Source organism: Rhodobacteraceae bacterium Araon29 (assembly GCA_039640505.1).
In the GTDB taxonomy this organism is placed as follows: domain Bacteria; phylum Pseudomonadota; class Alphaproteobacteria; order Rhodobacterales; family Rhodobacteraceae; genus CABZJG01.
On the sequence record CP046865.1, the window covers coordinates 619,196 to 646,016 of the forward strand.

The following is a 26,821-nucleotide window of genomic DNA, read 5'->3' on the forward strand; positions in this document are numbered from 1 at the left end:
TTGGTGGAAGTTGCTTGCGATAGCGTCAGAAATTCGCGGAGTGAGGTTGGCGAAATTGGCCAACGCTCTCCAAAGCGATTGCGATACCCTGTCCAACACCGATGCACATCATCGCAAGCGCTCGCTGCCCGCCATTTAGGTTGAGTTCAAGGGCCGCTGACCCTGTTATGCGAGCGCCTGACATGCCCAAAGGATGCCCCAATGCAATTGCCCCTCCGTTTGGATTTACGCGCGGGTCATCATCAGCAATTCCCAGTTCACGCAGGGTGGCCAATCCTTGGCTGGCAAAAGCTTCGTTGAGTTCAATGACGTTGAAACCAGATTGCGTCAGTCCAAGCCTGTGCATCAGTTTCTTGGAGGCAGGTGAGGGACCAAATCCCATGATGCGCGGTGCGACACCGGCGGAGGCACCGCCCAGGACCCGTGCAATTGGGGTTAGCCCATGTGCTTTGACTGCGCTTTCTGAAGCGAGGATCAGCGCCGCAGCGCCATCGTTCACCCCGCTGGAATTGCCGGCTGTTATCGATCCGCCGGGGCGCACAAAGCCTTTGAGTTTAGACAGTGCCTCTGCCGTTGTGGCGGGTCGGGGATGCTCATCAGCCTCAACAACAATCGGATCATCCCTGCGTTGCGGGATTGTGACGGGAATGATTTCTTTCATGAGCCGACCGTTGGCCATGGCCGCGCCTGCTTTGAGTTGGGACTGCAGGGCAAAGGCATCTTGAGCATCGCGGGAAATATCAAAATCATCAGCGACGTTTTCAGCTGTTTCGGGCATGCTATCGACACCATATTGCGCCTTCATCAAAGGGTTGACGAACCGCCAGCCAATTGTTGTGTCATGCACTTCGTTGGAGCGCGAGAAAGCTTGCGTGGCTTTGGGCATGACGAACGGCGCTCGGGACATGCTTTCAACGCCACCGGCAACAATCAATTCCGCCTCGCCAGCTTTAATGGCACGGGCTCCAGTAATGATGGCATCCATTCCAGAGCCGCAAAGCCGGTTCATCGTTGTGCCGGGCACGGTTTCTGGAAACCCGGCAAGAAGAAGCGACATACGCGCCACGTTCCGGTTGTCTTCACCCGCCTGATTGGCGCAGCCAAGAACGACCTCGTCTATTGCTGCTAGATCAAGGGATGGATTGCGTGAGGCCAAGGCCCTGAGTGGTAGCGCACCAAGATCATCCGCACGGATTGAGGATAGCCCGCCGCCATATCGGCCAATGGGTGTTCGGATGTAGTCACAAATAAAAACGTCGATCATAAGTTGAGCTCCGGCACTGCAAGGTCTGCCACATCACCAATTGTATGTAGCGTGGCCCCTGTAAGCGATTGCAGTTCATCGAACGACATATCGGCCAATTTTTCGCGCAGCATGAACCGCCCATCCTCGATGTCAACTACAGCAAGTGATGTATAGATACGCGTGATGCACCCAACCCCGGTCAGTGGGAAGGTACAGTGTTCAACAAGCTTTGGCTTGCCATCTTTAGTGGTGTGATCGGTGATTACCGCGACACGTTTGGCGCCATGCACAAGGTCCATGGCACCGCCGACAGCAGGCACACCTTTAGATCCAACACGCCAATTGGCAAGGTCGCCGTTTTGGGCAACCTGGTAGGCACCGAGCACAGCAAGGTCCAGATGACCGCCGCGGACCATCGAAAAACTATCAGCATGATGAAAGAAGGATGCGCCCGGCTTCAGAGTGATCGCTTTCTTGCCGGCATTGATCAGATCCCAGTCTTCTTCGCCTTCTGCTGGGGCTTCACCAATTCCCAAAACACCGTTTTCGGTGTGGTAGGTGATGTGGCGACCTTCGGGTTGAAACTTGGCAACTAATTCAGGGATCCCTATGCCGAGGTTCACATATGCACCGTCTTGAATGTCTTGTGCGGCGCGCCAAGCGATTTGCGGGTTTTTAAGCTTTTGCCAGGTCATGCGTATTCTACCCCTGTGCGGATCAGCACTTCTTCTTGTTGCGGGTCAGGCACTGCCACGACGCCATCGACGAAAACGCCGGGCGTGACCACCTGTTCCGGGTCGATGTCGCCTGGGGCTACAATCTGGGACACTTGCGCGATGGTTTTGTCTGCCGCCATGCACATCAGCGGATTGAAATTGCGACCGGCCAGACGATAGGTCAGGTTGCCATGTGTGTCGCCTTTTGCGGCTTTTACGATTGCAAAGTCAGCCCGCAGCCAACGTTCAAGCACATAAGATTTACCGTCAAATTCTTGGATCTGTTTGCCCTTGGCCAATTCGGTTCCGTAGCTTGCCGGGGTAAAGAAGGCCGGGATACCGGCCCCTGCTGCGCGAATGCGTTCCGCCAATGTGCCTTGCGGCACCAACTCCAACGCGATTTCACCAGCCAGATATCTATCAGTAAACGCCCGCGGATCAGAGGATCTTGGAAATGAGCAGATCATTTTGGCGACCATGCCCGCGTCTATCATCGCCGCAATGCCTATTTTACCATTGCCTGCGTTGTTGTTGATCACCGTAATATCTGCAGGGCTGCCGGTGGCTTTGTAGCGGTAAATCAAGGCGTGGATCAGTTCTATTGGGGCGCCCGATCCACCGAACCCGCCGATCATGAGAACCGCGCCATCCGGGATATCTGCAACAGCTTTGCTGAGGTTTTGAATAGTCTTGTCCATCTGGGTGCTACCCGTTCCTAGCGTTTTTTGTCACAGCATCGGTTTGATTTTGCGCAGACCATCCAGAGTGACTTGGCTGAGCTGGTCGATTTCTGACTGGGTCATCGGCGTGGAAAGCAGACCAGAGCACGTCTCGATCATGATGAGCCCGTTGTTAAAGAAGTGATCGAGCAACGCGGAAACACATTTCTGTTCATCGGGCGTGATAAACGCATTCCGATATGTGGTTGGCTCTGCCTCTTTCAAATGAATACGGAACATTGATCCGCGGCCGGTCACGCAGGCGGGGACATCGGCGAGCTTGATGGCTTCGGCGATACCAGCGCGCGCTTTGTCAGCCAGGGTGTTCAGTTTCACCACCGTCGCCTCATTGAAGTGGAACATCGCTATGGACCCAGCGGTCAAGGTAATCGGATTGGCGCTGAACGTTCCGTAATGTGGGAAGGGCGCAGGGCCGTTCAGGGGGTTCATAACTTCCAGCACGTCCGCGCGGCCAGCAAGCCCACCGACGGGAAATCCCCCACCGATCATTTTACCAAGCGCAGTCAGATCCGGGCTGACGTCATACGCCTGCTGGGCTCCGGAAAATTCGGCTCTGAAGGTGATCACTTCGTCAAATATCAGCAACGCGCCGTTGGTTGTCGTCCATTCACGTAGGGCTTTAACAAAAGCATCAGAAGCAGGGATCACACCGATCCGGTGCGGCAGAAGATCCAACAGAACGCCTGCAATAGTGTCTTTGTGTTGATCCAGAATGGCAATTGCTCGGTCGGGATCGTTGAAGGGGATAACAACCACATCGTCCAGCGCAGATTGAGGTGTGCCTTGTGCAACGGGAACGCTGGAAGGTGCGTCAACGTCACCCCAGTTGGCAGGTTTGGAAGTCTGGCTGACTTCGGCGTAGTCATACAGACCGTGATATGAGCCTTCGACCTTGGCAATCTTTGACCGACCGGTATAAGCGCGCGCGGCTTTGAGGCAACTCATCACGGCTTCGGTGCCGGAATTCACAAATCTGAGCCTCTCGAAACCGGGATTTCGCGCGACCAGTTGTTCGGCGTACTTCACTTCGATCTCGGTACCGACGGAGAACGCTGATCCGTTGTCCAATTGGTTCTTCACACCTTCGACAATCGGCCCGTAAGCGTGACCGTGAATGAGGGACGCTACGTTGTTGGCAAAATCGATGCGCTTGACGCCTTCGATATCCGTGACAAAGCAACCCTCGCCCTTATCGGCATAAACCGGGTGAGGTTTGCGCAGGATAGTATTGCGGCTGCATCCGCCGGGCATGACCTTTTGGGCGCGCTCGTATAAGGCCGCGCTTTTCGCAAATTCGGTCATTTCAACTATCCGGTGCTGTTTTGATGAGATGTTCAAGTTTGCCATCGACGCCGTCCCATTTGGCTGCATCCGGTAGCGGATCTTTTTGATAGGTGATCTGCGGCCAGACCTGGCTTAGCTCCTCGTTGATTTCCAGGAAGTGCTGTTTGTCTTCAGGCAGATCGTCTTCGTTGAATATTGCTCCGGCAGGGCAAGCGTCTACACAATCGTTGCAGTCGATACATTCGTCGGGGTGAATAACAAGGAAATTGGGGCCTTCGTAGAAACACTCGACCGGGCAAACCGCGACGCAATCGGTGTATTTACATTGGATGCAGTTGTCTGTGACGACATATGTCATGGTCTTGGTCCTTCGTTGGCCGACGGCGATGTTCATATCCACCGCCGGCCGAGTGGTTATTCAGCAGCAATCGCAGAAATCGCTGGGATGCCATACATTGAGAACAGCTCAGCTTCATCCACGACGACGCGGTCGTCATATCCGCTGAACCAGATTGCTGCCGGGTTGCGCCCAACAATTGTGACCTTGGCCCGGTTGGAGGCATCCGCTGCACCACGCAGCAACTTGAAGATGACAACGCCGTTTTCACCACCCTTGACCCCGGGGACGGGCTCATTGGTGACTGCGGCGACTTCGGTTTTGCCTTTGTAATGGGTGATCGACAATCGCGCGTGGGCCTCTACGCCAGATAGCCCTTGCTGAGATTCATTCAGGATTTCCCAAGCCTTTTCGATTGGCACGTTGAAGGCCTTGTGACCCACGATGTCGCGACCACAAAAGAAGTAGTGGTTTTCGATGCCATTGCGCTTCATTTCACGCTGCAGAATACGCAAGGCGTCCGCATCATCATTGATACCGGCAATAATGGGCGACTGGTTATCCATGTTGATCCAGCTGCGACTTGCGAAGGCTTGTACCGCCGCAAGCGCATCAGGATGCCATGTCAAACCACCTTGAGGGTCATCAATAAATTCGCCATCAAGACTTTTCAGCAGCACCTCATCGGGGTGGTTGAAGTGAACCATCATGCGCAGATTGACCCGCGGATAGGCGTCGTGAAACGCATCAAGCATAGCAAAGAAAGTTTCATCAAACCGTTTAGGGTGGAAAGCAAGTTCCTTGGTGCCGATGCGGATGTTTTCGATCCCGGCTTGTGCAAGTGCTGCCAGCCATTGGGCAATATTCTTGTTGCCGAGAACCATGGGATCGCCGCCTGACATCAAGATCTCGCGCAGGCGCTCGCGGTTGGTTTCCGGGTGGCGGCCATCGTTTTCGTCCACAAGACGGTTATGTTCGGTGATGTATTCGACGATGTCTTTGATCTGTGCCAAGCCCTTTGGGGCGACGGTACCGTCTTCGCGGGTGATCTCTTTTTTCGCAATCAGCTCTTCGCGATAGCAGAACCGGCAATGCGCCGAACAGGTCGACGCAACATAGATCAGGCCCAGTTCATATTTGTGGATCAGACCCTCAACCGGACTGTAAGTCATTTGCTTGCCGGGGTCTTCCGCACCATCAAGGTCGTAAGTTTCTTTCGGGCTCGCCTTGACCAAAGTCTGGATCGCCTGTGAATTCCGCGCCTGCTCAAAGTAGTGACGGGTAATCTTCACGGGCATACGTGCCTGCACATCGCGATCGGTGCCGTCGAGCGCTCTGACCGCGTCCAACTCTTCCGGAGAGTAGAAGCCTTGCATGTCTTGAGGGACAGTCCCCGCCATAAACTTCTTGAGGCCTGTGATAACGTCACGGTCATATTTGCCATTTTGAACGGTTGCCAAAAAGACAGACTCTTTCTGAGACGGTACGTATTTTTCTTTGGTGGCCATATTGAACATCCTTTAATCGAAAGCGGTTTGGGCCACGTCCTGACCCGCGCAATTAAGGAATGGATGCAGACAAAGCCCGCGAATCACAAACGTTGATTTGTTGCCAACCCATGAGTATTAATCATATCTAAGAGTGAATTCAGCACTTGGAACGCTCAATGCCTGCAAAAACCGCACATCATGCGACAAATCTTAGGGACTGACATGGATTCACTACAGCGACGCTACATACCTTCGATGTCGGCGATGCGCAGCTTTGAAGCCGCTGCTCGACACCAGAGTTTTACCTTGGCCGCGAAGGAGCTGAACCTGACGCAAAGTGCGATCAGCCGACAGGTCAAAGAAATGGAACAGATTGTCGGGGCGCAACTGTTCCGGCGCACCGGACGCGAAGTGATATTGACCCGAGCAGGCACGCGACTGGCCGCTGACCTTGGCAGTGAGCTTGACAACATTCGCCGGGTGATGATGCGCGCCGTTTCGGCGGGCAATATGAACTCTACACTGCGTGTGGCTACATTGCCGACATTTGCGACTCTTTGGCTTATTCCGCGCCTGCCGGATTTTTTCAAAAAACATCCCGACATCGAGATCAGCTTTTCAACTCGTCTGGAACCATTCGATCTGGCCGAAGAGAACTTCGACCTTGCTATCCACTTCGGACAGCAAAACTGGCCGAACACGCAAATGCGAAAGTTCTTTTCCGAGCGCATGATCCCGGTAGCGTCTCCCACTTTTGTTAGCCAACAAAACATCCAAACGATTAAGGATGCCAAAGAAGCACCACTCTTGCACACCTCATCGCGCCCGACTGCTTGGCACGATTACCTTGAGAAGATCGAGTTCGAAGGGCGCCCCTATTTGACTGGGCGGTATTTTGATCAGTTTTCGATGGTGATTTCCGCTGTTGAGGCATCGCTCGGGATCGGGCTTCTGCCCAAATATCTGGTAGAGAAAGAGATTTCCGAAGGTCATCTCATCGTGATTGACGACGAAGAACTAGTGACAGCAAACAGTTACTATTGCGTGACACCAATTGATCAAGAAGACGACAATGTCGAAAATTTTTGTAGCTGGATGATAGAGGAGGCTTCTGCTGCGGACTCTTGAAATGCATTTCAGCAGCCAACCAATCTGGAAACAAAACCCACATCAAAAACCCAAGCTTCATTCTGTTCCATAATCGCTAGGTAGTTGGTTGCACCGCTGAATCGCGTTGGCTTAAGCGCGACGCGATCCCCTGAGGCATGACTTTCGCGGTGATTGGATTGCTGCAAACGATGGCAAAGATGACTCCAAGAGTGAAGCAATCAGACTATAAAGCTGATAATGACGCAGACGAGGAACAGTCCAAAGCCGATCTCAAGTCTTCGCGCAGGAAGCCTGTGCGCAAGTTTAGCACCGAACGGGGCCATTAGCATCGAAAATGGTGCGATCAGCGCAACGGCCAAAAGATTGACGTAGCCGAATACCCAGACAGGCAGGCCTTCTGCTTCCCATCCGGCATAAACATAACCAAGAGTAGCCGGAATGGCGATCAGGACACCCAAACCAGCAGACGTGGCGACTGCCTGGTGCATGGATTGTCCAAACAGTGTCATAAACAGGTTGTTCAGATTGCCGCCACCGATACCCATAAAGGTCGACAGGAATCCAATGCCAAACCCGACACCTTTGTTTATTGCGGGTCCGGGCAGCTCTTGCGTGATCACCCAGTTTTTTGGGTTGAACAGCATTTTGAAGGCGATCAGCAATGCAACAGCCGCAAATACATATTTTAAAATGATCCCCGGAACGAAACCAACCACAGAAGATGCAGCGATGACACCAAAAGGTGCCCAAAAAAACCATGACCGCAACAAAGTTGCATTACCTGCTCCGTGCTTGCGATGGGACAAGTAGGAACGGATGGCAGTTGGTATGATAATTGCCAATGACGTGCCAACGGCCATGTGTGCAATGTGTTCCGGCAAAAGGTTCTGAAGTGTGAAGGTCGCAACCAATATCGGCACAAGAACCGCACCGCCACCGATCCCGAACAATCCGGATAACACGCCGGCAAAACATCCTGCCGCAGCCAACAATACTGCGGACAGCAAAACGTCTGGTGTAAAAAATGACATCAACAACCCTCAGGTATTACGGACGGGCTATCAAACGGAACACTCTGCGTGGCGCGCTATGCGCGCTGCCTTTGGTCCCAAGAGATAGTCTTTCAGGGCATCACTATATGCTCCAACAATAATCAGAGCCGCCTCGATCTCGTGAGCAAATTCCTGTATCTCTACATGCACGTGTCTACTTTTCAGGTGCATTTTCACAGTTACATCTGGTCCGATTTGCTGGGCCATTTCGCCCAACAGGTCTTTGGCTTCTTTTCGATGGCTCTGAGCAAACCCCTTTGGAACGAATTGTGAAAATTGACCTAGCGCGCTTGGTTCTGGAACAACGTGAACCAAATGAATTGTGTTTCCCGAATTCGCGTAGGGCTTCAAAGCCTTACTCACCATTGGCCAGGAATCTTTATCATAAGGGTCAATAGCGGCGATTATATTGTTGGTCATTTCACTAATTCCTCGCAGTCAGAACTTCTGGAAGCCAGAGTGCGATCTCGGGAAATAAAATCAACAAAATGACAGCGATAAACATTAGTACGAACATAGGCGCTGCGGCGCGCGAAATGAAGCCGATATTGCGACCTGTCACGCCTTGCACCAAGAACAAATTAAATCCAATAGGTGGGGTAATTAGGGCCATTTCGCCGACAAGAACCACAAAAACACCGAACCAGATCAGATCAATTCCCGCCATACGGACCAGTGGTTCCACAACAGCCAGCGTGAGCACGATCATCGAGATCCCGTCCAAAAAGCATCCTAAAATCATATACATAACCATCAGGGTCAGCAGTAAAGCCGTTGATGATAATTCCATTGCACCGATCCATTCAGCAAGCGCACGTGGAAGTCCTGTGAAGCCCATAGCAAGTGTGAGAAAAGCAGATCCAGCAAGCAACAAGATAATCATTGACGTCGTTTTCACCGTCCCCATCAAGGTCTCCACCAATACCTGAATACTCAGTGATTTTTGCAATGCAGCTAAAGTAATGGCACCAGCCACGCCAAGAACTGCAGCCTCAGTTGGTGCAGCAATACCTGTGTAGATTGACCCGATGACACTAAATATCAAAGCCCCTATTGGAAATAATTCAGTAAGCCCTTTTAACTTTTTAGAAGCGCTTGCGCGATCTTCGCGTATATTGCGACCTTGTTCAGTAAGAAGGCCCCACCCGACGTTGTAAAGGATGAATAGTCCAGCCAGCATCAGGCCGGGTATAAGGCCCGCCATGAATAAACGGGCAATAGATTCCTCAACCATAATTCCATAAATGATCAAGGTAATTGAGGGTGGGATTAATAATCCTAAAGTCCCTGCACCAGCTAATGTTCCAGCAACCATACTGTCTGGATATCCGCGCCGTTTGAGTTCCGGGATGGTGATCTTGCCAACGGTCAACAACGTGGCTGCCGAAGATCCCGAAATCGCGGAAAACGCCGTGCAACCAACAACATTCACATGCAATAGTCCTCCTGGCATGCGCTGAAGCAAGGGGGATAAACCGTTGAACAGGTTTTCTGACAACCGTGTGCGGCACAGAATTTCCCCCATCCAGATAAATAGCGGCAATGACGCTAATCCCCAAAGCGAGATATGAGTCCACACAGTTGTGGCCATAGCCGGGCCGACGGGGCGCAAGGTGAAGAACTCCATCGCAAAAAAGCCTGCAATCAGCAACGCCGCACCGATCCAGACACCAAATCCGAGGCAGATGATTAGGATGACAGTTAAAAGAATGGCTATTGTTGCTGGGTCCATTTTAAGACGGCTCCTCATCCAAAAGGCTATCTTGAAGCGTCCATGGCGTTTGACCGGTAATACAAAACCGGATTAGATTATGGATCAGTGCGACGCCAAAGATCACAAAACCTAAAGCTGCAGGGAATTGGGGTAACCACAGTGCTAGTCCATCAGATTTTGAGGATATGTCACCAAAGTTCCAAGAGATTTTCACCATCTGCACCATGAACCAAGCAAGGTAAAGGATTGCCAAAGTTGTTAGAACAAGGGCAATCAGCTCTGCACCACTTCGCAACCCTCCGGTCATGCGACCAATGATCAAGTCTACACGGATATGATCGCCAGCCTGAAACGTATAGGCCAGACCAAAGCTGCCTGCAGCGGCCATGGCGTATCCAGCGCTTTCGGTCAGGCCGCCGATATAGACCCCAAAAAGACGCGAGATGATTTTGGTTGCAACAAAGATTGCGATCAACACAATACAAAACGCTGCGATCGCGCCGCAGGCAGCATAAAGCCGACCCAAAGCGCGATCTAGTGAAATGACGAAATTTTTCACTGCCGTCTTACCCAGCCTTATAGGCGTCGATGATTGCTGCCCCAGCGTCACCAGCAGCCTCGATCCATTCGGCGGTCATCTTTGCACCGATTTCATTCAAGCCTGCTTGTAAATCAGCGGACGGATCGGCAATGGTCATGCCATTCTCTGTCATCGTCGCTTTGTAGCCGTCGTTCTGCACTTCCATTTCATCCCAAACACTTGCTTCAGCAGCAGCAGCCGCTTCGGTCACAGTGGCTTGCGTGGCACTATCAAGCGCGTCCCATGCATCTGCGTTCACTATGACACCGGATTTAGGCAACCACGCATTTACCTCGTAGTAGAAATCAGCGTAATCCCAGATTTTCTGCCATGTTCCGATTGCGCCTGAGGCGATCATGGACTCAGCAACGCCCGTCGAAAACGCCTGTGCGATTTCACTGGCTTCTGTCTGCGTCGGCACGGCACCCATCAATTCAGCCAAGCGAGTGGTTGAGGCGTCATAAGCGCGGAATTTGACACCGTTCATGTCATCCACAGTTTTGACTTCCTTTTTAGAAAATAGCCCTTGGGGCGGCCAAACAGGTGCAAACAAAAGCTTCAGCCCTATCTCCTCCAATGCAGCACCAATCGCATCTTTAGACACATCATAGAGTTTACGTGATTGAGCTCGTGTGGTTGCGAGGAACGGAACAGTATCCAAACCCAAGAGTGGTACTTGTTTGGAATGAGCGCCAAGGAAACGACCGCCGATGGGGACTTGTCCTTCACGCACAGCGCGCAAGATGTCGCCGCCGCTATAGAGCGAGCCGCCAGGGTGCAATGTAATCGCCAAATCGCCATTGGTGCGTGTGCTGACGTCTTTACCGAATGCGGCATAAGCCTTTGAGATGAAATTGCCTGCACCGTAAGCGCTTGGCATATCCCACGTTGTTGCCGCCAGTGACATATTTGGAATAAGTGTCATTGCACTGCCTGCAACACCTGTTGCAAGCATTTGACGGCGATTCAATTTGATATCTGTCATGTTAGTCTCCTTGTTTTCTTAGCTTTCTTGATAAGTGCCTTATAAGCTCAACGTCATGCGTCGATTTCCATAAGGTCACGCGGGTAATTTGTTAGTACTTCGCAACCGTCCTTTGTCACACGAACACTGTCACTAATCGCCATCCCAAACCCCTTCCTAAACATCGTTGGGATTACATGGAAGGTCATATTCTCTTCAATTATCAGAGAGTCATCCGGGCGAATGGCGTAGATATGCCCTTCCGCCCAGTTTGGGGGAAAAGCTATACCAATACCGTAAGCTAGGCGGCTTTTGAAGAATTTGTCCAAACCCAGTTTTTTGATGCCTTCTCTGCATCGACGGTCGATTTCACTGGCAGTCTCACCGGGCTTGATCACCTCGATTGCGGTTTCCAAAATACCTATCAGTGCATCAGCCGTGGCTTTGTGTTCATCGCTGGCTTTTCCTACCACTGCAGATCGTGCCATCATGACGTGATACCGATCAACACAAGCGCCACCTTCCAGCAGAACGACATCACCACACTCTATGGTCTTACGTTTCCATAAAGCGAAACACAATTCGCTACGTGGGCCAGTAACAACCATAGGAGGATGACCAATATATTCACTGCCTGCGGCAATAGAGCCATGATAAAGTGCAGCTGCCAAATCATTGTCAGTTCGGCCTGGAGCAATGGTCTTGAGGGCATTATCCATTCCCGATTCAAGAGCCCTGGCGGCACGTCGCATTTTATCTATTTGTGCTGGAGTTTTAATAATACGTTGCGATTGAATAACACCGTCCCAGTCTTCGAACTGGATCTCAGCATCGACCAACCTGCGATAATCGCTTACATTTAAATGTCTCGACAAGGTATCAAGACCGATTTTTCCTGGGGAAAGACTCTTAAGAAATCGTATCAGTTCTTCGCAATGATCTTCAGTGTCTTTTACTTCCACTACATTGGCTATTGTTGGCAGAGCCATCGCCATATCTCGATTCACGACACGGGTAATGACCGTCGGCAAACCTTCTCTCGAGATATACATTCCTTGAAAGGTGAAATAACCAATTGTCTGAAATCCGGTCAGCCAATACATATTCTCAGGATCAAAAATTAAAGCACCCTGCAGGCCGCGACGTACAAGGTCGGATTGAACAAAACGGATGTGATTTAAAAAATCTTTGGCTGGAAACCCTAATTCATCAGGCCAAAAAACGCGACCTGTTTCCGTTGAAGTGTCCGCCAGTTGCAGCATGTGTTATCCTATCCATCCTTAGTTTCTCTTGATCATGCATTGAGTTACATATAACATAAAAGTGAAATTTTTTGGGGTAGAGGAAAGAAAAGTTATGAATATCAGGCAGGTTGAGATCTTCCAGAAAGTGATGTCTTCTGGTTCAGTGACTAAGGCCGCAGATTTGCTGTGTATAAGCCAACCTGCTGTAAGCAAACATTTAAAGCTCATGGAGTATAATGTCGGCTTTGCTCTTTTTGAGCGAAAAGGCAACCAGTTGGAACCAACGTCTGAGGCATTGGCGCTATTTGAGCAAGTCGATCAAGTTTACACTGGTATGGATGCGTTGTCCCGCTTTGCGGACGATTTACGGGACAATCAATTGGGTGAGTTAACCGTCGCTGCGATGCCCTTGCTCGCCCACCAATGGCTTCCTTCGATTATCGGAAAATTTGCAAAAGAACATCCAAATGTTTCCTTGTCAGTGCCTATTAGGAGTACGGAATGGATTACCCGGGCAGTTGCTACGGGACGTGCGGATATTGGCCTTGGTTTGGTGCGCAACAACGATACAAGTGTTATTTCTGCACCACTAATGAAGTTGCCTCTCGTGGCAGTGCATGAGCAAGGTCACAAACTTTCAAGTAATGCAACTTTGAAACTCTCTGATCTTGTCGGACACGATCTGATCACATTGAGCAATTTTGATCGTTGGCCTCTGGAGCTAAACAACATTTTGGCTAGCGACAATGTACGACCAAAGCGTCGTCTTGAAGTTTTTACAGCGCACATTGCCTGTGAACTTGCACTACACGGTGCCGGGGTGGCGATCGTTGACCTACTAACGGCCATGGATTTTCAGGAAAAAGGGCTTAACATTAAGGGGTTTGATACCGACATTTCGCTTCAGATCATGCTTCTGCGCCCTAAACATCGCCGAGAAACACGAGTGGCATCCAGCCTCAGAGATAAAATCATACAAGCGGCGCACGCGACCGAAGCGCAAATTCTAAACTACCTAGCATAACAGTTCTGTCGGAAAGCCACCCATAACCTTATCTAAGTGTGCAGTTCGCTTTTGATATTTGCATCACAATAACGACAGGCTGTGTAATGGTAAATATTATTGAATCAAAATGATCGGAATAGTTTTGAGCTCGAATTTCACAACAAGACCAGACCTTACTGGTCATTTTGGAATGGCCGCATCAACCCATTGGTTGGCAAGTCAAACCGCCATGCGAATGTTGGAGATTGGCGGAAACGCTTTTGATGCCGCTGCTGCCGGCGGGTTTGTGTTGCAGGTCGCAGAACCACATTTAAATGGCCCACTTGGTGAAGTTCCGATTATTTTTCATAACGCAAAATCAAATAAAACCCGCGTGATCTGTGGTCAGGGCACTGTTCCTGCGACAGCAACGGCTGCGCGATTCGAGGAGTTGGGCTTAGATCAAATTCCTGGCACTGGCCTTCTTGCTGCGGCAATTCCGGGCGCATTTGATGCCTGGATGTTGATGTTGCAAGACTATGGTAGCTTATCGCTATCCAATGTCTTAGAGCCCGCGATTTCATATGCCCGCGATGGTGTACCCATTGTGCCTAAACTGATGAAATCTATCACGCAGCTGCAAGGCTGGTTCAATCGGGCCTGGCCGGAAAACGCAGCTATCTACCTTCAGGATGGGGCGCTGCCAGAGGAAGGTTCGCTTTTACGCAACCCTGCACTTGCAGATATGTATCAACGCACGTTGGACGAGGCCGAAGCAACCAGTACAGATCGTGAAAAGCAAATTGCTGCAGCACGCCAGATTTGGAAGACTGGGTTTGTAGCCGAGACGATTGCCACATTCAGCTGTACAACCAAGCATCTCGACATCACTGGGCAGGAAAACGGAGGCCTGATTACAGGCGATGATCTCGCAAGATGGAGTGCCACCTACGAAAATCCAACCTCAATCGTGTTCTGCGGCAAGACTATTTGTAAGACCGCACCTTGGGGTCAGGGCCCGGTTTTATTGCAAGGGCTTGCTCTGGCACAAGCTAAAGGCCTATCGGACATAGAGCCTGAATCGGCCCAGTTTTATCACACACTGATCGAAGTCATGAAGTTGACCTATGCCGACCGGGAAACCTTCTACGGCGATCCGAATTTTTCTGAGGTGCCTTTGTCGACGTTGCTCAGTGAGAGCTATGCTGAAGAGCGCGCGAAACTCATTTCTGACGCAGCAGATCTGACTTGGCGTCCAGGAAGCATCGGGAGGTTTGGGTATCAAGTCGACTATGATGCCGCTTCGAATATGGAGATTGATGAGGCGGCCCTCGTCGCGGCGGGTATTGGTGAACCAACGTCAAAAAGCCAGGCGTCCGAAGCCGTCGCCGCAATTGTAAATGGTGACACCTGTCATATAAATGTAGTGGACAAATGGGGGAATATGGTCAGCGCTACACCGTCTGGTGGATGGATGGAATCATCACCCATCATTCCCGAACTTGGCATTTGCCTTGGGACCCGGTTGCAAATGATGCGACTTGACCCCGATGCCCCCGATTTTCTGGTTCCAAGTAAGCGACCCAGAACAACTCTGACACCGACGCTTGTTCTGAATGAAGACGGATCACCCTATCTTGCCTGCGGGACGCCCGGCGGGGACAAGCAAGATCAATGGCAGTTGGCCTTTCTGATCCGCCACCTGATGTATGGGCAGAGCATGCAGCAAGCGATTGACGCGCCGGGCTTTGGATCAAGCCACTGGCCAAACTCGTTTTATCCACGTCAGGCTGAGCCCGGGAAAATGTCTATTGAAAGCCGCGTAGGGAAGGAAATTATTGCAGATTTGCGTGCGCGTGGTCATATTGTGACTGTTTGCGATCCCTGGTCGGAAGGCTGGATTTGCGCATCGTCAATTACGCTAAATGGACAACTCAGCGCCGCAGCCAGCCCGCGCGGTGTCCAAGCATATGCTGTCGGAAGGTAACAACTCAAATTCTGAAAATATCAGTCGCAGCGCTGCAAAGGCCAAAATTGGCGAAATTTTCCGCGACATCACGCTAAAATATCCGAAAGTGGACTTTGGGACGATTTACTATTTCGGAAGCACTGTCCGCGCTTCGAAAATTTGTTGCTTTGCAAATTCTGCGCAGACAACGAATGGCCGATTTCCCCACTGCTTGCGACGCTGAAAACTGAGCACCTGCGGTAATTTTCGTGCTGCGAGCGCTCGCAGCGGGATATTGGCACTTCTGCTGTGGGCTCCAAGCCACCATTGGCTGCGCTCTTCATCAATGACTGCAATTGGTGCAAGTGGACTTCGCGGCGGTTGATCTTGTCGATTGAGAAGTCATGCTTTCGGGGCGAAATGAGGCTTCCCTTTTCTTTGGTTTTCTTTCCCTGTTCCGGAATTAATTTTCCCTGTTCTTTAATTAACAGGGAAATGGCCTGTAAGACGTTGTTATTGTGGTACGATTCAGAACCAAATCAGCAGAAAACGGCCAATATCGACCCAAAGCGCACGTTTTTCCCTGTAAATTCCCTGTTAACAGGGAAAATGCTGTGAGACAGGCTAGCTCGAGACTGTCTGCTCTGCCAAAATCTTAACGTGGTATCAGTAGCTTAGAAAAACCCTTGTTAGGGCGGCTACGGTTTTTGAAAAGTGTATTCTTTGTTGGCTGCTCTCATATTAGGCGGCTTCGTCTATCGGCACTCTGTTTACTATTTGCCTCCAAGCTTTACCTTTCTTGATGAGAATAACCACGGTAACCATTTCGTTTTTCTCTTTCCATCGATTTTCGAAAACATATTCATTTTCGTGAATCAACTGACCATTTTGGGTATTTTTCAAAAAGTTTGTTGTTAGGGCTAACTTATCCAAATTTTCCACATGATCATCTAGTGTTAGAAGTTCGGTTTCTCGAATAAACATAAAGTCCTCATGATGGATATCTCTAAAGACTTCTTTGTCCCAATTGGCAAATACTGCTTTGTATTTTTGACTAAGGCTCATTTTATTCTCCTAAAATGCACGGATTTCTAAATCGTAACTTACCTGCTTTCTCAGTTCAACGAAGGCTCAGCCCATTTCCACCCTTAAAAAACTTTATTTGCGCAATAAACTTCATGCGTTATTCTGGGTGAAATCAGTGGAGATTTGCTATGAAGAAACATTTCATGTGTACACATACTTGGGCCAGCGAAGAGGCCAGAGTTGCCTTTTTCGAGCAGAGTGCCGGAATGACTGACCGGCAACTGTTTGATGGAATGCAAACCGATCGTGCCGAGCTTTTGGCCAATTGGATGGGCAAAGAAGATTTCTTTTACTGTCATTGGTTTGCCGAAAGTGACGATGCAATTTTTGAAGCGCTTGATCAGCTGGGGCTTAATGAGGTTATGGTAAGTATGCCGAATGAGATGCAGCGTTACGTGAGGCATGACAATATAAAAGACGAAGTTCTCGGAAACCCTTATGAGTGAATGCGTATAAAGTTCTGCGCGTCTTCGATATAGCCTTTCAAAAAATAGAGGCTTTTAAAGCATCTACCGCTGATCTGCACAGCGGCATAAATTGGCTTAAAACCCCAAGCATTGCCTAACGCATCCAACTGGTTATGCTTGATCATATCAGTTTAGGAGGTGTTGCAATGGATAATTTGGTTACAGCAAGGTCATTTTTTGATGCCTGCGATTATGGCAAGGGTTGGCTGGAATGTAAAAAATACTGCCATGACGGGGCCACATTCGAAACAGAAGCTGAAACGCTGGCGGGTGTTGACCGGATGGACATCTATTGTGACTGGATGGTCGATGCCTTGGCGATGTTTGATGAAAATGTGGAGATTGAAGTCAAAGCCGAAGCACATGACCAATCTCGGGATATTGTTCTCATTTACGCAGAAATACGCGGGAATGTGATCATTGGCCCAGAGCCTATGTTTGCCAAAACCGATTATGTTTATGCCATTCATTTCGAAGGTGGTAAAATACGTCACATGACAAAAGTTTGGGAATTAAAGCTGCCATCGTAGTCCCATATGCGCCATCCCGAAAGGGCAGGTTGTAGGAAAGGTAAACGTAATGGACGAAATTCGACGCACGATCATGAACGAGTTTTCGGATGAAAAATCCTGCGACATATTTATTATGGTCCTGAAACAAAAATGGTCTGAATTCCAAGGCAATCTGCAAGGAAAATGCGCGGTTGAAATTGTTCGGGATTCAAATGATGCGCGCTGTATGAGTGCTATTTTAACTTTTGAATATCTCGATGATTTCATTTTAATTTCTGAGTGGGCGGAAGAAACGGTGACCCCCTATCGCGATACTTTATCTCCCAAAACGCAAACGTTTTCGGGTGTAATAGAGGCTAAATTTGAATTTGGTGGATAAGTTATGCACTTAATACAGATCACACTCTTAAAAAGCCGTGCCACTGAGGTGGCGGCTTATGGTTGATGCTGCCACATCGAGGGGTAGGATAAGGTTGGTGAAGTTTAGCGCTGTGAACACAGCCAGTTTTGACAGCAATGGCCCCCTGTGCTTGGGTTGAAAAGTGATGGTTTAGGATGGTAAAAGATGACTGTAGCAAGAATTTCAATGGCAGAATTTAATTCAGAGGAAAGCGCTAATATTTTTGAAGAACGCTACCAAAAAGTGGCGCCACCTGCGTTGCCCGAGGCCAATTCACTGACCATGATACGGACTGGCCCAACCTCGGTGATGTCAGTGGCGCTCTATCCTGATCTTGAAACTGCCAACAACACTTTGGAGGCACGCAAAGACATGCTTGAAGAGTTTTTGCACACTGTCAAAGACCTTTGGCATATGGAGGGCGCGGTCAGCCTGCATCATGTGAATAGCTAAATTGGATTTGTAGTTAACGCGGTTGATTAAAACCGCCTTATGGTGGAAAGCCTCTTGATCAAAGACATCGTTATAACACTGACGTGACTTTAAATTTTGCCGCAGTAAGCGCCCCCCATAGCACTTAATTTTTGTGCCCCTGCCAAAAACCCTATTGAAACAGAGCAGCGGTCATAGCCAGGCCCTAAGTATTGTGGGCAAAACAGCAATGTGAACCATGTCCAACTATTCGCAGTGCGCGGCAACTATTGTTTGGTTGGTCCTAGGGGGCTAGGATCATAGAAAAAGAGGGAAAAAATAAATGAGCTATCTTCGCGTTAATTTGGTTGATTTCGAAAGCATGCAAAATAGAGATGACAGTCTTGATCGGATCAACAAAACCGCCAGTGAGATGTTTCCAGATATCGAAATGATGCTAGGTATCACCACAGGGGATAAGTCCTGTATGACAGTTTCCATTTACGCCGATAAAGAAACCGCAAGCAAGGCCGTAGATCAGCGCGATAAACATTTCTTAGATCTAGGGGGCATGGAACTTGCGGTTGCATTCGAAGGTGACCTAAAAGCGTTTTACAAAAGAGAGCATATTAAATCGGAATAGGGGCCTTTAATGCAGGATGATTGTCCAAGAGGGCATAGCAGCCGTCTTCATCGGCTCTGCTCCGGTGCGCTAAAACCGCGCGATGGGCAAAAGCCGTTTGGATCATGGTTGCGCCTCGCTACCGTTGCTTTACTTTGTCAGCCTGAAATGATCGCCATCGTGATTTGAACCGGATACATTTTGATATGAGCGAAGAGCCTCCCAAAAAGAAAAAACCCAAGTCGGATGCCCGCATCGGCGGTGAGATCGCCACCTATGTTCTGATTTTCTTGGCTATTTTCGTCTCTGCTATGGTCTGGATTGCGGGGTAGCATGCCAGTCTATGGGCGTGCCTACCGAAGCATTTCATTTCCTTGAGCGCGGTCTTTGGTGCAAAAAAAAATTAAGTATGCTCGCCGCTTGGGCACAAGTTCGGCGCACCATTTGTCTGATCTTCGGTCCATAGCCCTGACATAGACATCAGAGCGGCGCCCATCCGGTCATAAAATTGTAAAAAGCCGGGCTGGAGCCTAGATCCACCTTACATAATTTTGCCATAAATATTGATTAGAATAGATTTCACCTTGGCAAAATAGCGCCTTTTATTCCCAAAATATTCTTTAAAGCTATGGCTCTTTTAGAACTTTTTTAATTACAAAAAAATACATAAGGAGGATGATTATGTTAAAAATATTTTTCTGTTTATTTATCTTAATAGTCGTGATGTGGGGATCACAATTAACTGCAGGATCGTTTACGTGCAAAGTTAAAGATGGTGGCTATGCACACAGTACAAATGCAGCTGCAGGGAATTTGAAAAAGCAACTAGAGATTATCAAATCTTGGATACCAGGAGAGTTTGTGATTACGCCAAAGTCACTAACCTTTTCTGGGTGGCGAGCAATGGATGTTTCACTGGGCAATAGAGAAACCACCTTCACCGTTTTCTTCACCAAAGAGAGAAAAACATATCGTATTAAAATCAATCCCAGTGAATCCCGAGGCGTTGTGAGTATGGAAGCGCACGGTTATAAAACTGCGGGCCCAGTATTTTTCTATTGTGAAAATTTGTAGACTTTAGCACTTTGCAAAACTCGAATTTGATTGGCGATACGCGCGGTTTCAGTTTATATTTGCATGTGACCCTATTTGACATCCTTATAGCTATAGGTCGCCATTATAGTGCTATCGGGTTTTTGCAAAAACTTTCTTAAATTACCTTCGTAATAAAAACGGTCTTTGACCACATCTTGCTACGAGGCTTGGTATTCTTCGCGCCCCGCCAATTTTTTTGGCATCTTCATAGCTGGGATAAATGGCCAGCGACATTTGCGAACAGGGTCCGGTTTGCACATTTATCACAAGCTCGGCATTTGGAAAAGCTTCCTTTTGTATACTGAGATAATGCTCTTCTGCCGCCAGCATTGTCTATTCGGATGTCCACTCCATCATTGTTATTCTACCAATTGACATTTGATGCTCATACTTTTCCCAAATGCTGTGCTCAGGGGTTGCAGGAGAATTACACAGCAAAATCCAACCTTCAACTCTTGCACTTAGCGCGGCAGGCCATGGCTAAAAGCGTGTGATCAGCCTCGCCGCTACACTGCAATCCCTGACCTATAGCCTTTCAAAGCACAGCAAAAATTACAGATGTGTGAGGATGCGCTTGCAAGATTGAAAAAATACGGCAAGGTTTACCCATCAAGCATTGGCAAAGGGGCCGCTTTGGATGGGTGCAGACTTTGATCTGATTATTCGCGATGGGCAAATCATAACGCCCGAAGGGATGGTCGAGGGCGATCTTGCAATAGCTGCTGGGCGCATTGCGGCGATTGGATCAAATCTAGGCCGTGCGGCGCGCGAAATTTCCGCTGTGGGCAGATATGTCATGCCGGGCGGTGTGGACGTCCACGCCCATATTGAACAGATGTCCGGTATGGGGCTTATGAACGCCGACACCTTTGAAACCGCAACCCGCTCGGCCGCGATGGGGGGCACAACCAGCGTGATTTCCTTTGCCGCGCAGGCAGGCGGGCAGCAATTATCGCAAACACTTTCCGACTACACAGCCCGCGCGAAACGCGGCGCAATGATTGATTATGCCTTTCACCTTACCCTTACCGACCTTAGCGTGCCGTCCTTTGAGGAAGATCTGGCAAAATTGGTCGCAGCGGGGCATCGCTCGCTTAAGATTTTCACCACTTATAATATTCAGCTGCGCGATCCAGAGGTGCTTAAGGTTCTGACGCTAGCGCACAAATACGGCGCTTTGGTCTGTGTTCATGCTGAAAATGATGCCATCATTGCGCGGGCCAAAAACGCTTTACTGGCTGCTGGCAAAACCGCACCGCAAGATCATGCAACATCACGCCCGCGCATGGCTGAAGTTGAAGCGGTCGAGCGGATCTGCCGATTTGCTGAATACCTAGATCAGCCTGTCATGCTGTTTCACATATCAACCGAAGAGGGCGCAGCAGCGGTCCAGGCTGCGCAGCGGCGCGGTGCGCCGGTTTGGGCCGAAACCTGTCCGCATTATTTGCTGATGACGGATGAGGTTTTAAACCAGCCCGGCCTTCAGGGGGCAAAATTCATGTGCTCGCCGCCGCAGCGCAGTGCGGCGGATCAGGCTGCGCTTTGGCACGCACTTGATGCTGGCACGCTGAGCGTTGTGTCCTCTGATCATGCGCCTTACCGGTTTGATGCCAGTGGTAAACTGTCCGCTGGCCCCAATCCGCGCTTTGATGAAATAGCCAATGGCCTGCCGGGTTTGGAGACCCGCTTGCCCCTATTGTTCGATGCGATGGTGTCGCGCGGCACGCAGGGACCAGAAGCGTTCTGCCAGATCACATCAACTATGCCTGCACAGCTGTACGGGTTAAAAAATAAAGGTGCGCTGAGCCCGGGAATGGATGCAGATGTGGTCATCTGGGACCCCGACAAAACTATGACCTACGGGGCCGATGACCTGCATGACAACGTTGGCTATAATCCATGGGAGGGCCGCACTGTGAAAGGTTGGCCAGAGCAGGTTCTGCTGCGCGGAAAAACCGTGATGCAAAAGGATGAATTTTTTGGCGTGGCGGGCGAGGGCGCTTGGATTGACCGGCCTGAACTTGCCAGCAAACCCAAGGGATTAACCAATGAATAGGAAGCACGATGCCTAAGCCCAAAAGCCTTATTGTGATCAATCCTAACTCCAGTCAAACGGTGACTGATGCCATTGATCTGGCAATCAACCCGCTGTGCCGTTTTGGCACCCAGGTTCGCTGTTTGACACTTGCTGAAGGCCCGCTTGGTATCGAAAGCCAGAAGCAGGCAGATTTGACCATCGCGCCAATGCTTGATCTGGCTGCAGCCCAAACCGATGCGGCCGGTTATGTGATCGCCTGTTTTGGCGATCCCGGGCTTTATGCGCTGCGCGATCAAACCCCACTTCCGGTGGTCGGGATCCAGCAAGCAGCGGTGATGACTGCTTTGACATTGGGTCAGCGCTTTGGCGTGATTGCCATTCTGCCCAACTCAATCCCTCGTCATATGCGTGCCCTCGGCGCTATGGGCGTTCTTGAGCGATTAGCGGGGGATCGCGCGCTTGGGCTAAAGGTGGCTGATCTTGCGGATGAAAGCCACACTTTACCCGCGATGATCGCTACTGGGTGCGAGCTGCGGGACAAAGACGGCGCCGATGTGCTGATCATGGGCTGCGCCGGCATGGCGCGATACCGCGAGGCCCTAGAGACCGCCACCGGGCTTCCTGTTGTTGAGCCATGCCAAGCCGCTGTCTCGATGGCGCTGGGCCAGATAGCGCTAAATCTTGCGCATAAAATAGGGGAGACGCACCATGCTTGATGAAACCGCCAAAGGCGTCTTTACCATTGCAGCAACCCCGTTTTTGCCGGTTGGCGCGCTTGATTTGCCAAGTTTAGACCGGCTGGTGGATGCCTATATTGAAAAAGGCGCAACCGGCCTGACAATACTGGGCATGATGGGCGAGGCGGAAAAACTGTCGGCCGAGGAAAGCATTGAGGTCATTCAAGCGGTTACCCGCCATTGCGACATTCCGGTTATTGTGGGGGTTTCTGCCCCCGGTTTTGCGGCCATGAGCACGCTAAGCAATGCAGCGATGGATGCGGGTGCCGCCGGTGTTATGGTTGCGCCGCCGCCGCGCCTGAGAACCGATGAACAGATCATCAGGTATTACCAAGACACATCGGAGGTGCTTGGAAAAACGCCTTTTGTGCTACAGGATTTTCCTTTGGCCACAGGCGTGATCATTTCGCCCTCGGTGATTTTGAAAATTGTTGAAGACTGCGCCAATTGCGTCATGCTCAAGCACGAAGACTGGCCCGGGCTGGAAAAGATCACCCAATTGCGACAGGCTTCGGATGCAGGTGGGCGGCGGATTTCGATCCTGTGTGGAAATGGCGGGATGTATTTGCTAGAAGAGATGCTGCGCGGTGCAGATGGCGCAATGACCGGCTTTGGCTATCCGGAAATGATGGCGCAGGTTATTGCGGCTTTTAATACAGGCGATGTTGCGCGCGCGCGGGATATTTTTGACGCCTATATGCCGATGATCCGATATGAAGCGCAGCCGGGGATGGGATTGGCAATCCGAAAATATTCATTGGCCAAACAAGGTATAATTGCTCATCCCACATTGCGCAAACCCGGTGCAAAGCTGACCAACCAAGCGATGGTGGAAATTGATGCGATCGCCGAGCGTCAGACACGGCGGTTGCAAGAACTGGGTTTATGAAATCAAAGAGCAAGATAGCTTGACTACAGCATGGGGCGCAGTGATTAGCTTGAAAAAGTAATCGCCAAATGGCGTTTTCGCATTTTTTTTAGTCGAATAATTCCAAAGCCAAACGATAGGCTCCCGATATTGTGTCTTTGCCAAAAAAACGATCCGGAGTATGATCCCTCAAATTTTTCTCAAACCCGAGTGGAGTTCACGCATGACTGAAAAACACTTTATGTGCATACATACCTTTGTCTCCGAAGCGGCGCGGCGTGAATATCTGACCCCGCCCGAATTTCGCAACCCACCTGAAGAACGCGCCACAGAGCGGCAATGGGTTGAAGCGTCCTCGGGCGAATTTGCAACCTGCTTGCAAACCTGGCTTGGCAACTCTGAGTTTTTCTTTTGCCATTGGGTGGCAGAAAGCGAAGACATGGTGATCAAACAGCTTGAGGCGTTCGAGCTTGAGGGACGATTGATCAACACCATGGTCCACGAAACCCAGCAGTTCATGTCCGCCTTTCGAAACTCTGACGATATTAAGCGGCAATATCCCAGTGATGGATATATGTGGTAATTGCATTGCAAATGTGATTGCGCAATTAAAGATCGACGCGCCACTTCTGGCCCAAGGAGGCATCTTATGCGAAGCACGCTGACAGCAATTTTTTTCGGTTTTGGAATATTTTCCGCCACTCTGGGCCATGCGGACCGGCTGGTGGCATCGGCGCAGGAAGCCCTTGGTCAGCTGGGCTATCAGGTGGGGCCAGCCGACGGGATTGCCGGCAAAAAAACCATTGCTGCCATCGCGCAATTCTACGCCAGCAGAAATCAACGTTTTGACGGTACGATTGACGCGCGAGAACTGGTGGATTTGCAAAATGCACTAAGCTCGAAAACGGCCAAACCCCAAGCTCCGAAATTTGATCTTGTATGTACCGTATCCAGCCAGTTCCGGGTTGATCAATCTGGCGCAAACCAAACCGAGCTGGCCAAAAGGCCAAGATTTAGCGTCAATGATGTGGTCAATGACCCGCAAACCAAGATCATCTACGAAGATGATGCCTCTTTGGTGCTTGAAATGAAGCGATTGCCCAACTGGCAAACCCCGCTTCTTTACACCAGAACGATCATGATCGACAAATTCAAGAGCCGGTTTCAAACAACAACATCACTGGCAGAGTATGAATTTTCCTTCCGGCAAATCAAACCCTTTGCTGTGATTGAAACGGGGCCCTGCAAGCGGCAGGTATCTTTTCAATCCGGCCAATCCGGCGGGTCAACATTCACTTTTTCAATTCAGTCCAAATAGCCTTTTGGGTTAGAGCGCCGCGGTTTGCCAAGTTTTTAGACGACCTGAACTCCCAAGCCGCGCCCGATAAGGTTTGTGTGAAAGGGCTGGGTAAAAACCCAAAGGCCGAGGTTTGTTATTTGGAAAGTACCCTGCCCGCACTTTCGTCGAACCGGTCGTTTCGGGGTTTGAAAACCATGGCGTATGTCGCAAGGCCGAGAAAAAACACCATCAATACGCCAACTATGATCACTGTAGGTCTGCTCATTTTATCCTCTTCTAGACTATAGAGTCCTCAGGTCGCTTGCCAAAAGCTGATGATGGTATTTTAATTGATCTCGGTTAGGAACGCACGAAAAAAAGGCAAACACGATAAATCCATGATTTTTGGGGATTGATAGTCACGCAAAATTCCATGCAGTATTGGGTCTAAATGGACTTAACAAAATCGCAATTTTTGCTATACTAAGCTCCTGAAGGGACATGATTGACATGCGGTTAAAGTATCTATTGGCAGTTTGTTTCATCTTTGCGGGGACCATGTGCTCTGCTCAAAGCACCGAGTTGTCACTTGGGTTCGAGCAAAGCAACAGCGAGGTGCGGATCGATGGTAGCAAATATTCGGGTGATTTAAGCGGGTTCAAACTTTCTGGACGCAGTGCGCTGTCGCAGCGGTATTTTGTCAATTTTGACTACACAACCGGGTCCGGAAAAGTCACCGCCAGTGATACCAAAGATGCTTCCTATGCAGAATATTCGGTCTATGTCACATATGGTTTTGGACAGGCAAACGACGGCGGGCAGGGCGGTGCATTTCCCTATTTTGCTGGACTTGGATACCTTAATAAAGAACTTGAGTTCGATGCCGCCACCTATAGCGAAGAAAATTTTCCGGTTTTCTTTGGGGCGAATTTTGAGCTGAGCCAAAATTTTGGCCTGCGCGTTATGGGTTTTGCCCCGCTCGATAAAATTCGAAACAACCGCGCGGCGGACATACAGCTTGTCATGGCCACTGGCGAAAGCTCAAAAATCGTTGCCGGCTATACGAATTATTCGTCTAAGCTCGGCAATATCAAACAATGCGGCGCGGGCTTTGAGCTCAGCTACCGCATAGATTTCTGACCGCACCATGGCGTTGAAGCGACTGGTACTAGAGCTTGGAATGGGCACGGCCTTGCGGTCGGGCAGCTATACCAAAGCGGCGTGCCGCGCGGTGCAAAACGCCCTTTGGCATAACTCGCTGGCCTTGGTGGAACTTTTTGGTGCCGAGAAAGACGCAATGGTGATTACGGTCGAAATTGCCTGCCAAAACCCTGAAAAGGTCGATTGTGAAAAAGTTGCGGCCGAGTTCCCCTATGGTCAGGTCTCAGTGGCCGCCGTTCCCGGCGGTTTGGATATCATTCCGCCAGATAGGCCCTCAGCCACACCGACGATTATGGCCCATGCTGCGATTTCTGTCAGCCTTGATATTGAGCGCAAAGCCCAAGAGGGTGCATCATGAAGCGGCTGATCTTGGAAATGGGCGCAGGCAATGATCTTTATGGTATGGATTATACCAAAGCGGCCATTCGTGCGCTGGACAATGCGCTGCATCACAGCTCGCTGACGTTGTTTCGCGCACTTGATATTCCCCATAGCGATATGCAGGTCAAAGTCACCGTCGGGGTTCAAGACCCAGATCAGGTTGATGTTGCAAAACTGGCCGCGCATATCCCACGCGGCCAGCCAGACATCACCGTCATCTTTGGTGGGCAAAATATCAAAGACCCCGAAACCAACAGCTATGCGGTTATTGCAAGCTGCGCGGTTGAGGCCTTTGTCCCCATTGAGGCACAAAACTGGGTGGTCAAACCATAGGCTTTGCCTGTCTTGGGGGGC

31 protein-coding genes are annotated in these 26,821 nt (G+C 50.1%); 18 read left to right on the forward strand and 13 right to left on the reverse strand.

The features are described 5' to 3' along the window. Window positions 1-25 precede the first annotated feature (25 nt). Genes pcaF through GN278_02820 form a run of 6 tightly spaced genes read right to left on the reverse strand, consistent with a single transcriptional unit; the run spans window position 26 to window position 5,831 of the window. Window positions 26-1,264: a 3-oxoadipyl-CoA thiolase gene (gene pcaF / locus GN278_02795; GenBank protein XAT59838.1), complete on the reverse strand. Its 1,239-nt coding sequence runs from the start codon at window positions 1,262-1,264 to the stop codon at window positions 26-28. Continuing rightward, the gene (locus GN278_02800) at window positions 1,261-1,941 is read right to left on the reverse strand and encodes a 3-oxoacid CoA-transferase subunit B (GenBank protein ID XAT59839.1); all 681 of its coding nucleotides are present in this window, start codon (window positions 1,939-1,941) and stop codon (window positions 1,261-1,263) included. Before GN278_02800 ends, pcaF begins: the two co-directional genes overlap by 4 nt. Beyond that, window positions 1,938-2,660 carry a 3-oxoacid CoA-transferase subunit A gene (locus GN278_02805; protein ID XAT59840.1) on the reverse strand — a complete coding sequence of 241 codons (723 nt, stop codon included), beginning with the start codon at window positions 2,658-2,660 and terminating at the stop codon, window positions 1,938-1,940. The genes GN278_02800 and GN278_02805 overlap by 4 nt, the downstream gene beginning before the upstream one ends. 30 nt (window positions 2,661-2,690) lie before the next feature. Further along, window positions 2,691-4,049 carry an aminotransferase class III-fold pyridoxal phosphate-dependent enzyme gene (locus GN278_02810; protein XAT59841.1) on the reverse strand — a complete coding sequence of 453 codons (1,359 nt, stop codon included), beginning with the start codon at window positions 4,047-4,049 and terminating at the stop codon, window positions 2,691-2,693. After that, on the reverse strand, window positions 4,006-4,344 hold the full coding sequence (locus tag GN278_02815; protein ID XAT62516.1) for a DUF3470 domain-containing protein: 339 nt from the start codon (window positions 4,342-4,344) through the stop codon (window positions 4,006-4,008). The genes GN278_02810 and GN278_02815 overlap by 44 nt, the downstream gene beginning before the upstream one ends. A 56-nt stretch (window positions 4,345-4,400) precedes the next feature. Further along, entirely contained in the window at window positions 4,401-5,831 is a 1,431-nt protein-coding gene (locus tag GN278_02820) for a hypothetical protein (GenBank protein XAT59842.1), read from the reverse strand. A gap of 204 nt (window positions 5,832-6,035) precedes the next feature. On the opposite strand from GN278_02820, the gene GN278_02825 reads away from it, so the two are divergent. Further along, a complete protein-coding gene (locus GN278_02825) occupies window positions 6,036-6,941 on the forward strand; it encodes a LysR family transcriptional regulator (protein XAT59843.1) in 906 nt (301 codons plus the stop codon). Window positions 6,942-7,141: 200 nt separating this feature from the next. Here the strand turns inward: GN278_02825 and GN278_02830 are convergent, their stop codons facing one another. Genes GN278_02830 through GN278_02855 form a run of 6 tightly spaced genes read right to left on the reverse strand, consistent with a single transcriptional unit; the run spans window position 7,142 to window position 12,495 of the window. Next, a complete protein-coding gene (locus GN278_02830) occupies window positions 7,142-7,954 on the reverse strand; it encodes a TSUP family transporter (GenBank protein ID XAT59844.1) in 813 nt (270 codons plus the stop codon). 30 nt (window positions 7,955-7,984) lie between these two features. After that, complete coding sequence (locus tag GN278_02835) at window positions 7,985-8,395, reverse strand: hypothetical protein (GenBank protein ID XAT59845.1); 411 nt, start codon at window positions 8,393-8,395, stop codon at window positions 7,985-7,987. A gap of 4 nt (window positions 8,396-8,399) precedes the next feature. Further along, on the reverse strand, window positions 8,400-9,707 hold the full coding sequence (locus tag GN278_02840; GenBank protein ID XAT59846.1) for a TRAP transporter large permease subunit: 1,308 nt from the start codon (window positions 9,705-9,707) through the stop codon (window positions 8,400-8,402). Window position 9,708: 1 nt separating this feature from the next. Beyond that, complete coding sequence (locus GN278_02845; protein XAT59847.1) at window positions 9,709-10,305, reverse strand: TRAP transporter small permease subunit; 597 nt, start codon at window positions 10,303-10,305, stop codon at window positions 9,709-9,711. Then, window positions 10,256-11,254, reverse strand: coding sequence for a C4-dicarboxylate ABC transporter substrate-binding protein (locus tag GN278_02850; protein XAT59848.1), 999 nt, complete (start codon window positions 11,252-11,254; stop codon window positions 10,256-10,258). Before GN278_02850 ends, GN278_02845 begins: the two co-directional genes overlap by 50 nt. Window positions 11,255-11,307: 53 nt before the next feature. Continuing rightward, window positions 11,308-12,495, reverse strand: coding sequence for a M24 family metallopeptidase (locus GN278_02855; protein ID XAT59849.1), 1,188 nt, complete (start codon window positions 12,493-12,495; stop codon window positions 11,308-11,310). A gap of 94 nt (window positions 12,496-12,589) precedes the next feature. Between GN278_02855 and GN278_02860 the strand changes: the two genes are divergently transcribed. Further along, window positions 12,590-13,501, forward strand: a complete 912-nt coding sequence (locus GN278_02860; GenBank protein XAT59850.1) for a LysR family transcriptional regulator — start codon at window positions 12,590-12,592, stop codon at window positions 13,499-13,501. Window positions 13,502-13,610: 109 nt separating this feature from the next. Continuing rightward, entirely contained in the window at window positions 13,611-15,449 is a 1,839-nt protein-coding gene (locus GN278_02865; GenBank protein XAT59851.1) for a gamma-glutamyltransferase family protein, read from the forward strand. 702 nt (window positions 15,450-16,151) lie between these two features. Here the strand turns inward: GN278_02865 and GN278_02870 are convergent. Then, entirely contained in the window at window positions 16,152-16,475 is a 324-nt protein-coding gene (locus GN278_02870; GenBank protein ID XAT59852.1) for a hypothetical protein, read from the reverse strand. A gap of 149 nt (window positions 16,476-16,624) precedes the next feature. Here GN278_02870 and GN278_02875 point away from each other — a divergent pair, with 149 nt between their 5' ends. From GN278_02875 to GN278_02945, 15 genes are all read left to right on the forward strand, one after another. Then, window positions 16,625-16,942, forward strand: a complete 318-nt coding sequence (locus GN278_02875; GenBank protein ID XAT59853.1) for a hypothetical protein — start codon at window positions 16,625-16,627, stop codon at window positions 16,940-16,942. A gap of 167 nt (window positions 16,943-17,109) precedes the next feature. Further along, complete coding sequence (locus tag GN278_02880; protein ID XAT59854.1) at window positions 17,110-17,493, forward strand: nuclear transport factor 2 family protein; 384 nt, start codon at window positions 17,110-17,112, stop codon at window positions 17,491-17,493. 49 nt (window positions 17,494-17,542) lie between these two features. After that, entirely contained in the window at window positions 17,543-17,854 is a 312-nt protein-coding gene (locus GN278_02885; GenBank protein XAT59855.1) for a hypothetical protein, read from the forward strand. A 186-nt stretch (window positions 17,855-18,040) separates the two neighbouring features. Further along, on the forward strand, window positions 18,041-18,328 hold the full coding sequence (locus GN278_02890) for a hypothetical protein (protein ID XAT59856.1): 288 nt from the start codon (window positions 18,041-18,043) through the stop codon (window positions 18,326-18,328). Window positions 18,329-18,629: 301 nt separating this feature from the next. Continuing rightward, window positions 18,630-18,929 carry a hypothetical protein gene (locus GN278_02895; protein ID XAT59857.1) on the forward strand — a complete coding sequence of 100 codons (300 nt, stop codon included), beginning with the start codon at window positions 18,630-18,632 and terminating at the stop codon, window positions 18,927-18,929. A gap of 9 nt (window positions 18,930-18,938) precedes the next feature. Beyond that, window positions 18,939-19,097, forward strand: a complete 159-nt coding sequence (locus GN278_02900) for a hypothetical protein (protein XAT59858.1) — start codon at window positions 18,939-18,941, stop codon at window positions 19,095-19,097. Window positions 19,098-19,589: 492 nt separating this feature from the next. Further along, window positions 19,590-19,982 carry a hypothetical protein gene (locus GN278_02905; protein XAT59859.1) on the forward strand — a complete coding sequence of 131 codons (393 nt, stop codon included), beginning with the start codon at window positions 19,590-19,592 and terminating at the stop codon, window positions 19,980-19,982. Window positions 19,983-20,640: 658 nt separating this feature from the next. Continuing rightward, complete coding sequence (gene hydA, locus GN278_02910; GenBank protein XAT59860.1) at window positions 20,641-22,059, forward strand: dihydropyrimidinase; 1,419 nt, start codon at window positions 20,641-20,643, stop codon at window positions 22,057-22,059. Window positions 22,060-22,067: 8 nt separating this feature from the next. Next, window positions 22,068-22,757 carry an Asp/Glu racemase gene (locus GN278_02915; protein ID XAT59861.1) on the forward strand — a complete coding sequence of 230 codons (690 nt, stop codon included), beginning with the start codon at window positions 22,068-22,070 and terminating at the stop codon, window positions 22,755-22,757. Next, window positions 22,750-23,667, forward strand: a complete 918-nt coding sequence (locus tag GN278_02920) for a dihydrodipicolinate synthase family protein (protein ID XAT59862.1) — start codon at window positions 22,750-22,752, stop codon at window positions 23,665-23,667. The genes GN278_02915 and GN278_02920 overlap by 8 nt, the downstream gene beginning before the upstream one ends. Window positions 23,668-23,869: 202 nt before the next feature. Next, window positions 23,870-24,229: a hypothetical protein gene (locus tag GN278_02925; GenBank protein ID XAT59863.1), complete on the forward strand. Its 360-nt coding sequence runs from the start codon at window positions 23,870-23,872 to the stop codon at window positions 24,227-24,229. A gap of 66 nt (window positions 24,230-24,295) precedes the next feature. Then, window positions 24,296-24,964 (forward strand): hypothetical protein, encoded by a 669-nt coding sequence (locus GN278_02930; GenBank protein XAT59864.1) that lies wholly within the window; start codon window positions 24,296-24,298, stop codon window positions 24,962-24,964. Window positions 24,965-25,435: 471 nt separating this feature from the next. Next, entirely contained in the window at window positions 25,436-26,065 is a 630-nt protein-coding gene (locus tag GN278_02935; protein ID XAT59865.1) for a hypothetical protein, read from the forward strand. 7 nt (window positions 26,066-26,072) lie between these two features. Beyond that, entirely contained in the window at window positions 26,073-26,444 is a 372-nt protein-coding gene (locus GN278_02940) for a hypothetical protein (protein ID XAT59866.1), read from the forward strand. Then, window positions 26,441-26,800, forward strand: coding sequence for a hypothetical protein (locus tag GN278_02945; GenBank protein XAT59867.1), 360 nt, complete (start codon window positions 26,441-26,443; stop codon window positions 26,798-26,800). Before GN278_02940 ends, GN278_02945 begins: the two co-directional genes overlap by 4 nt. Window positions 26,801-26,821 lie beyond the last annotated feature (21 nt).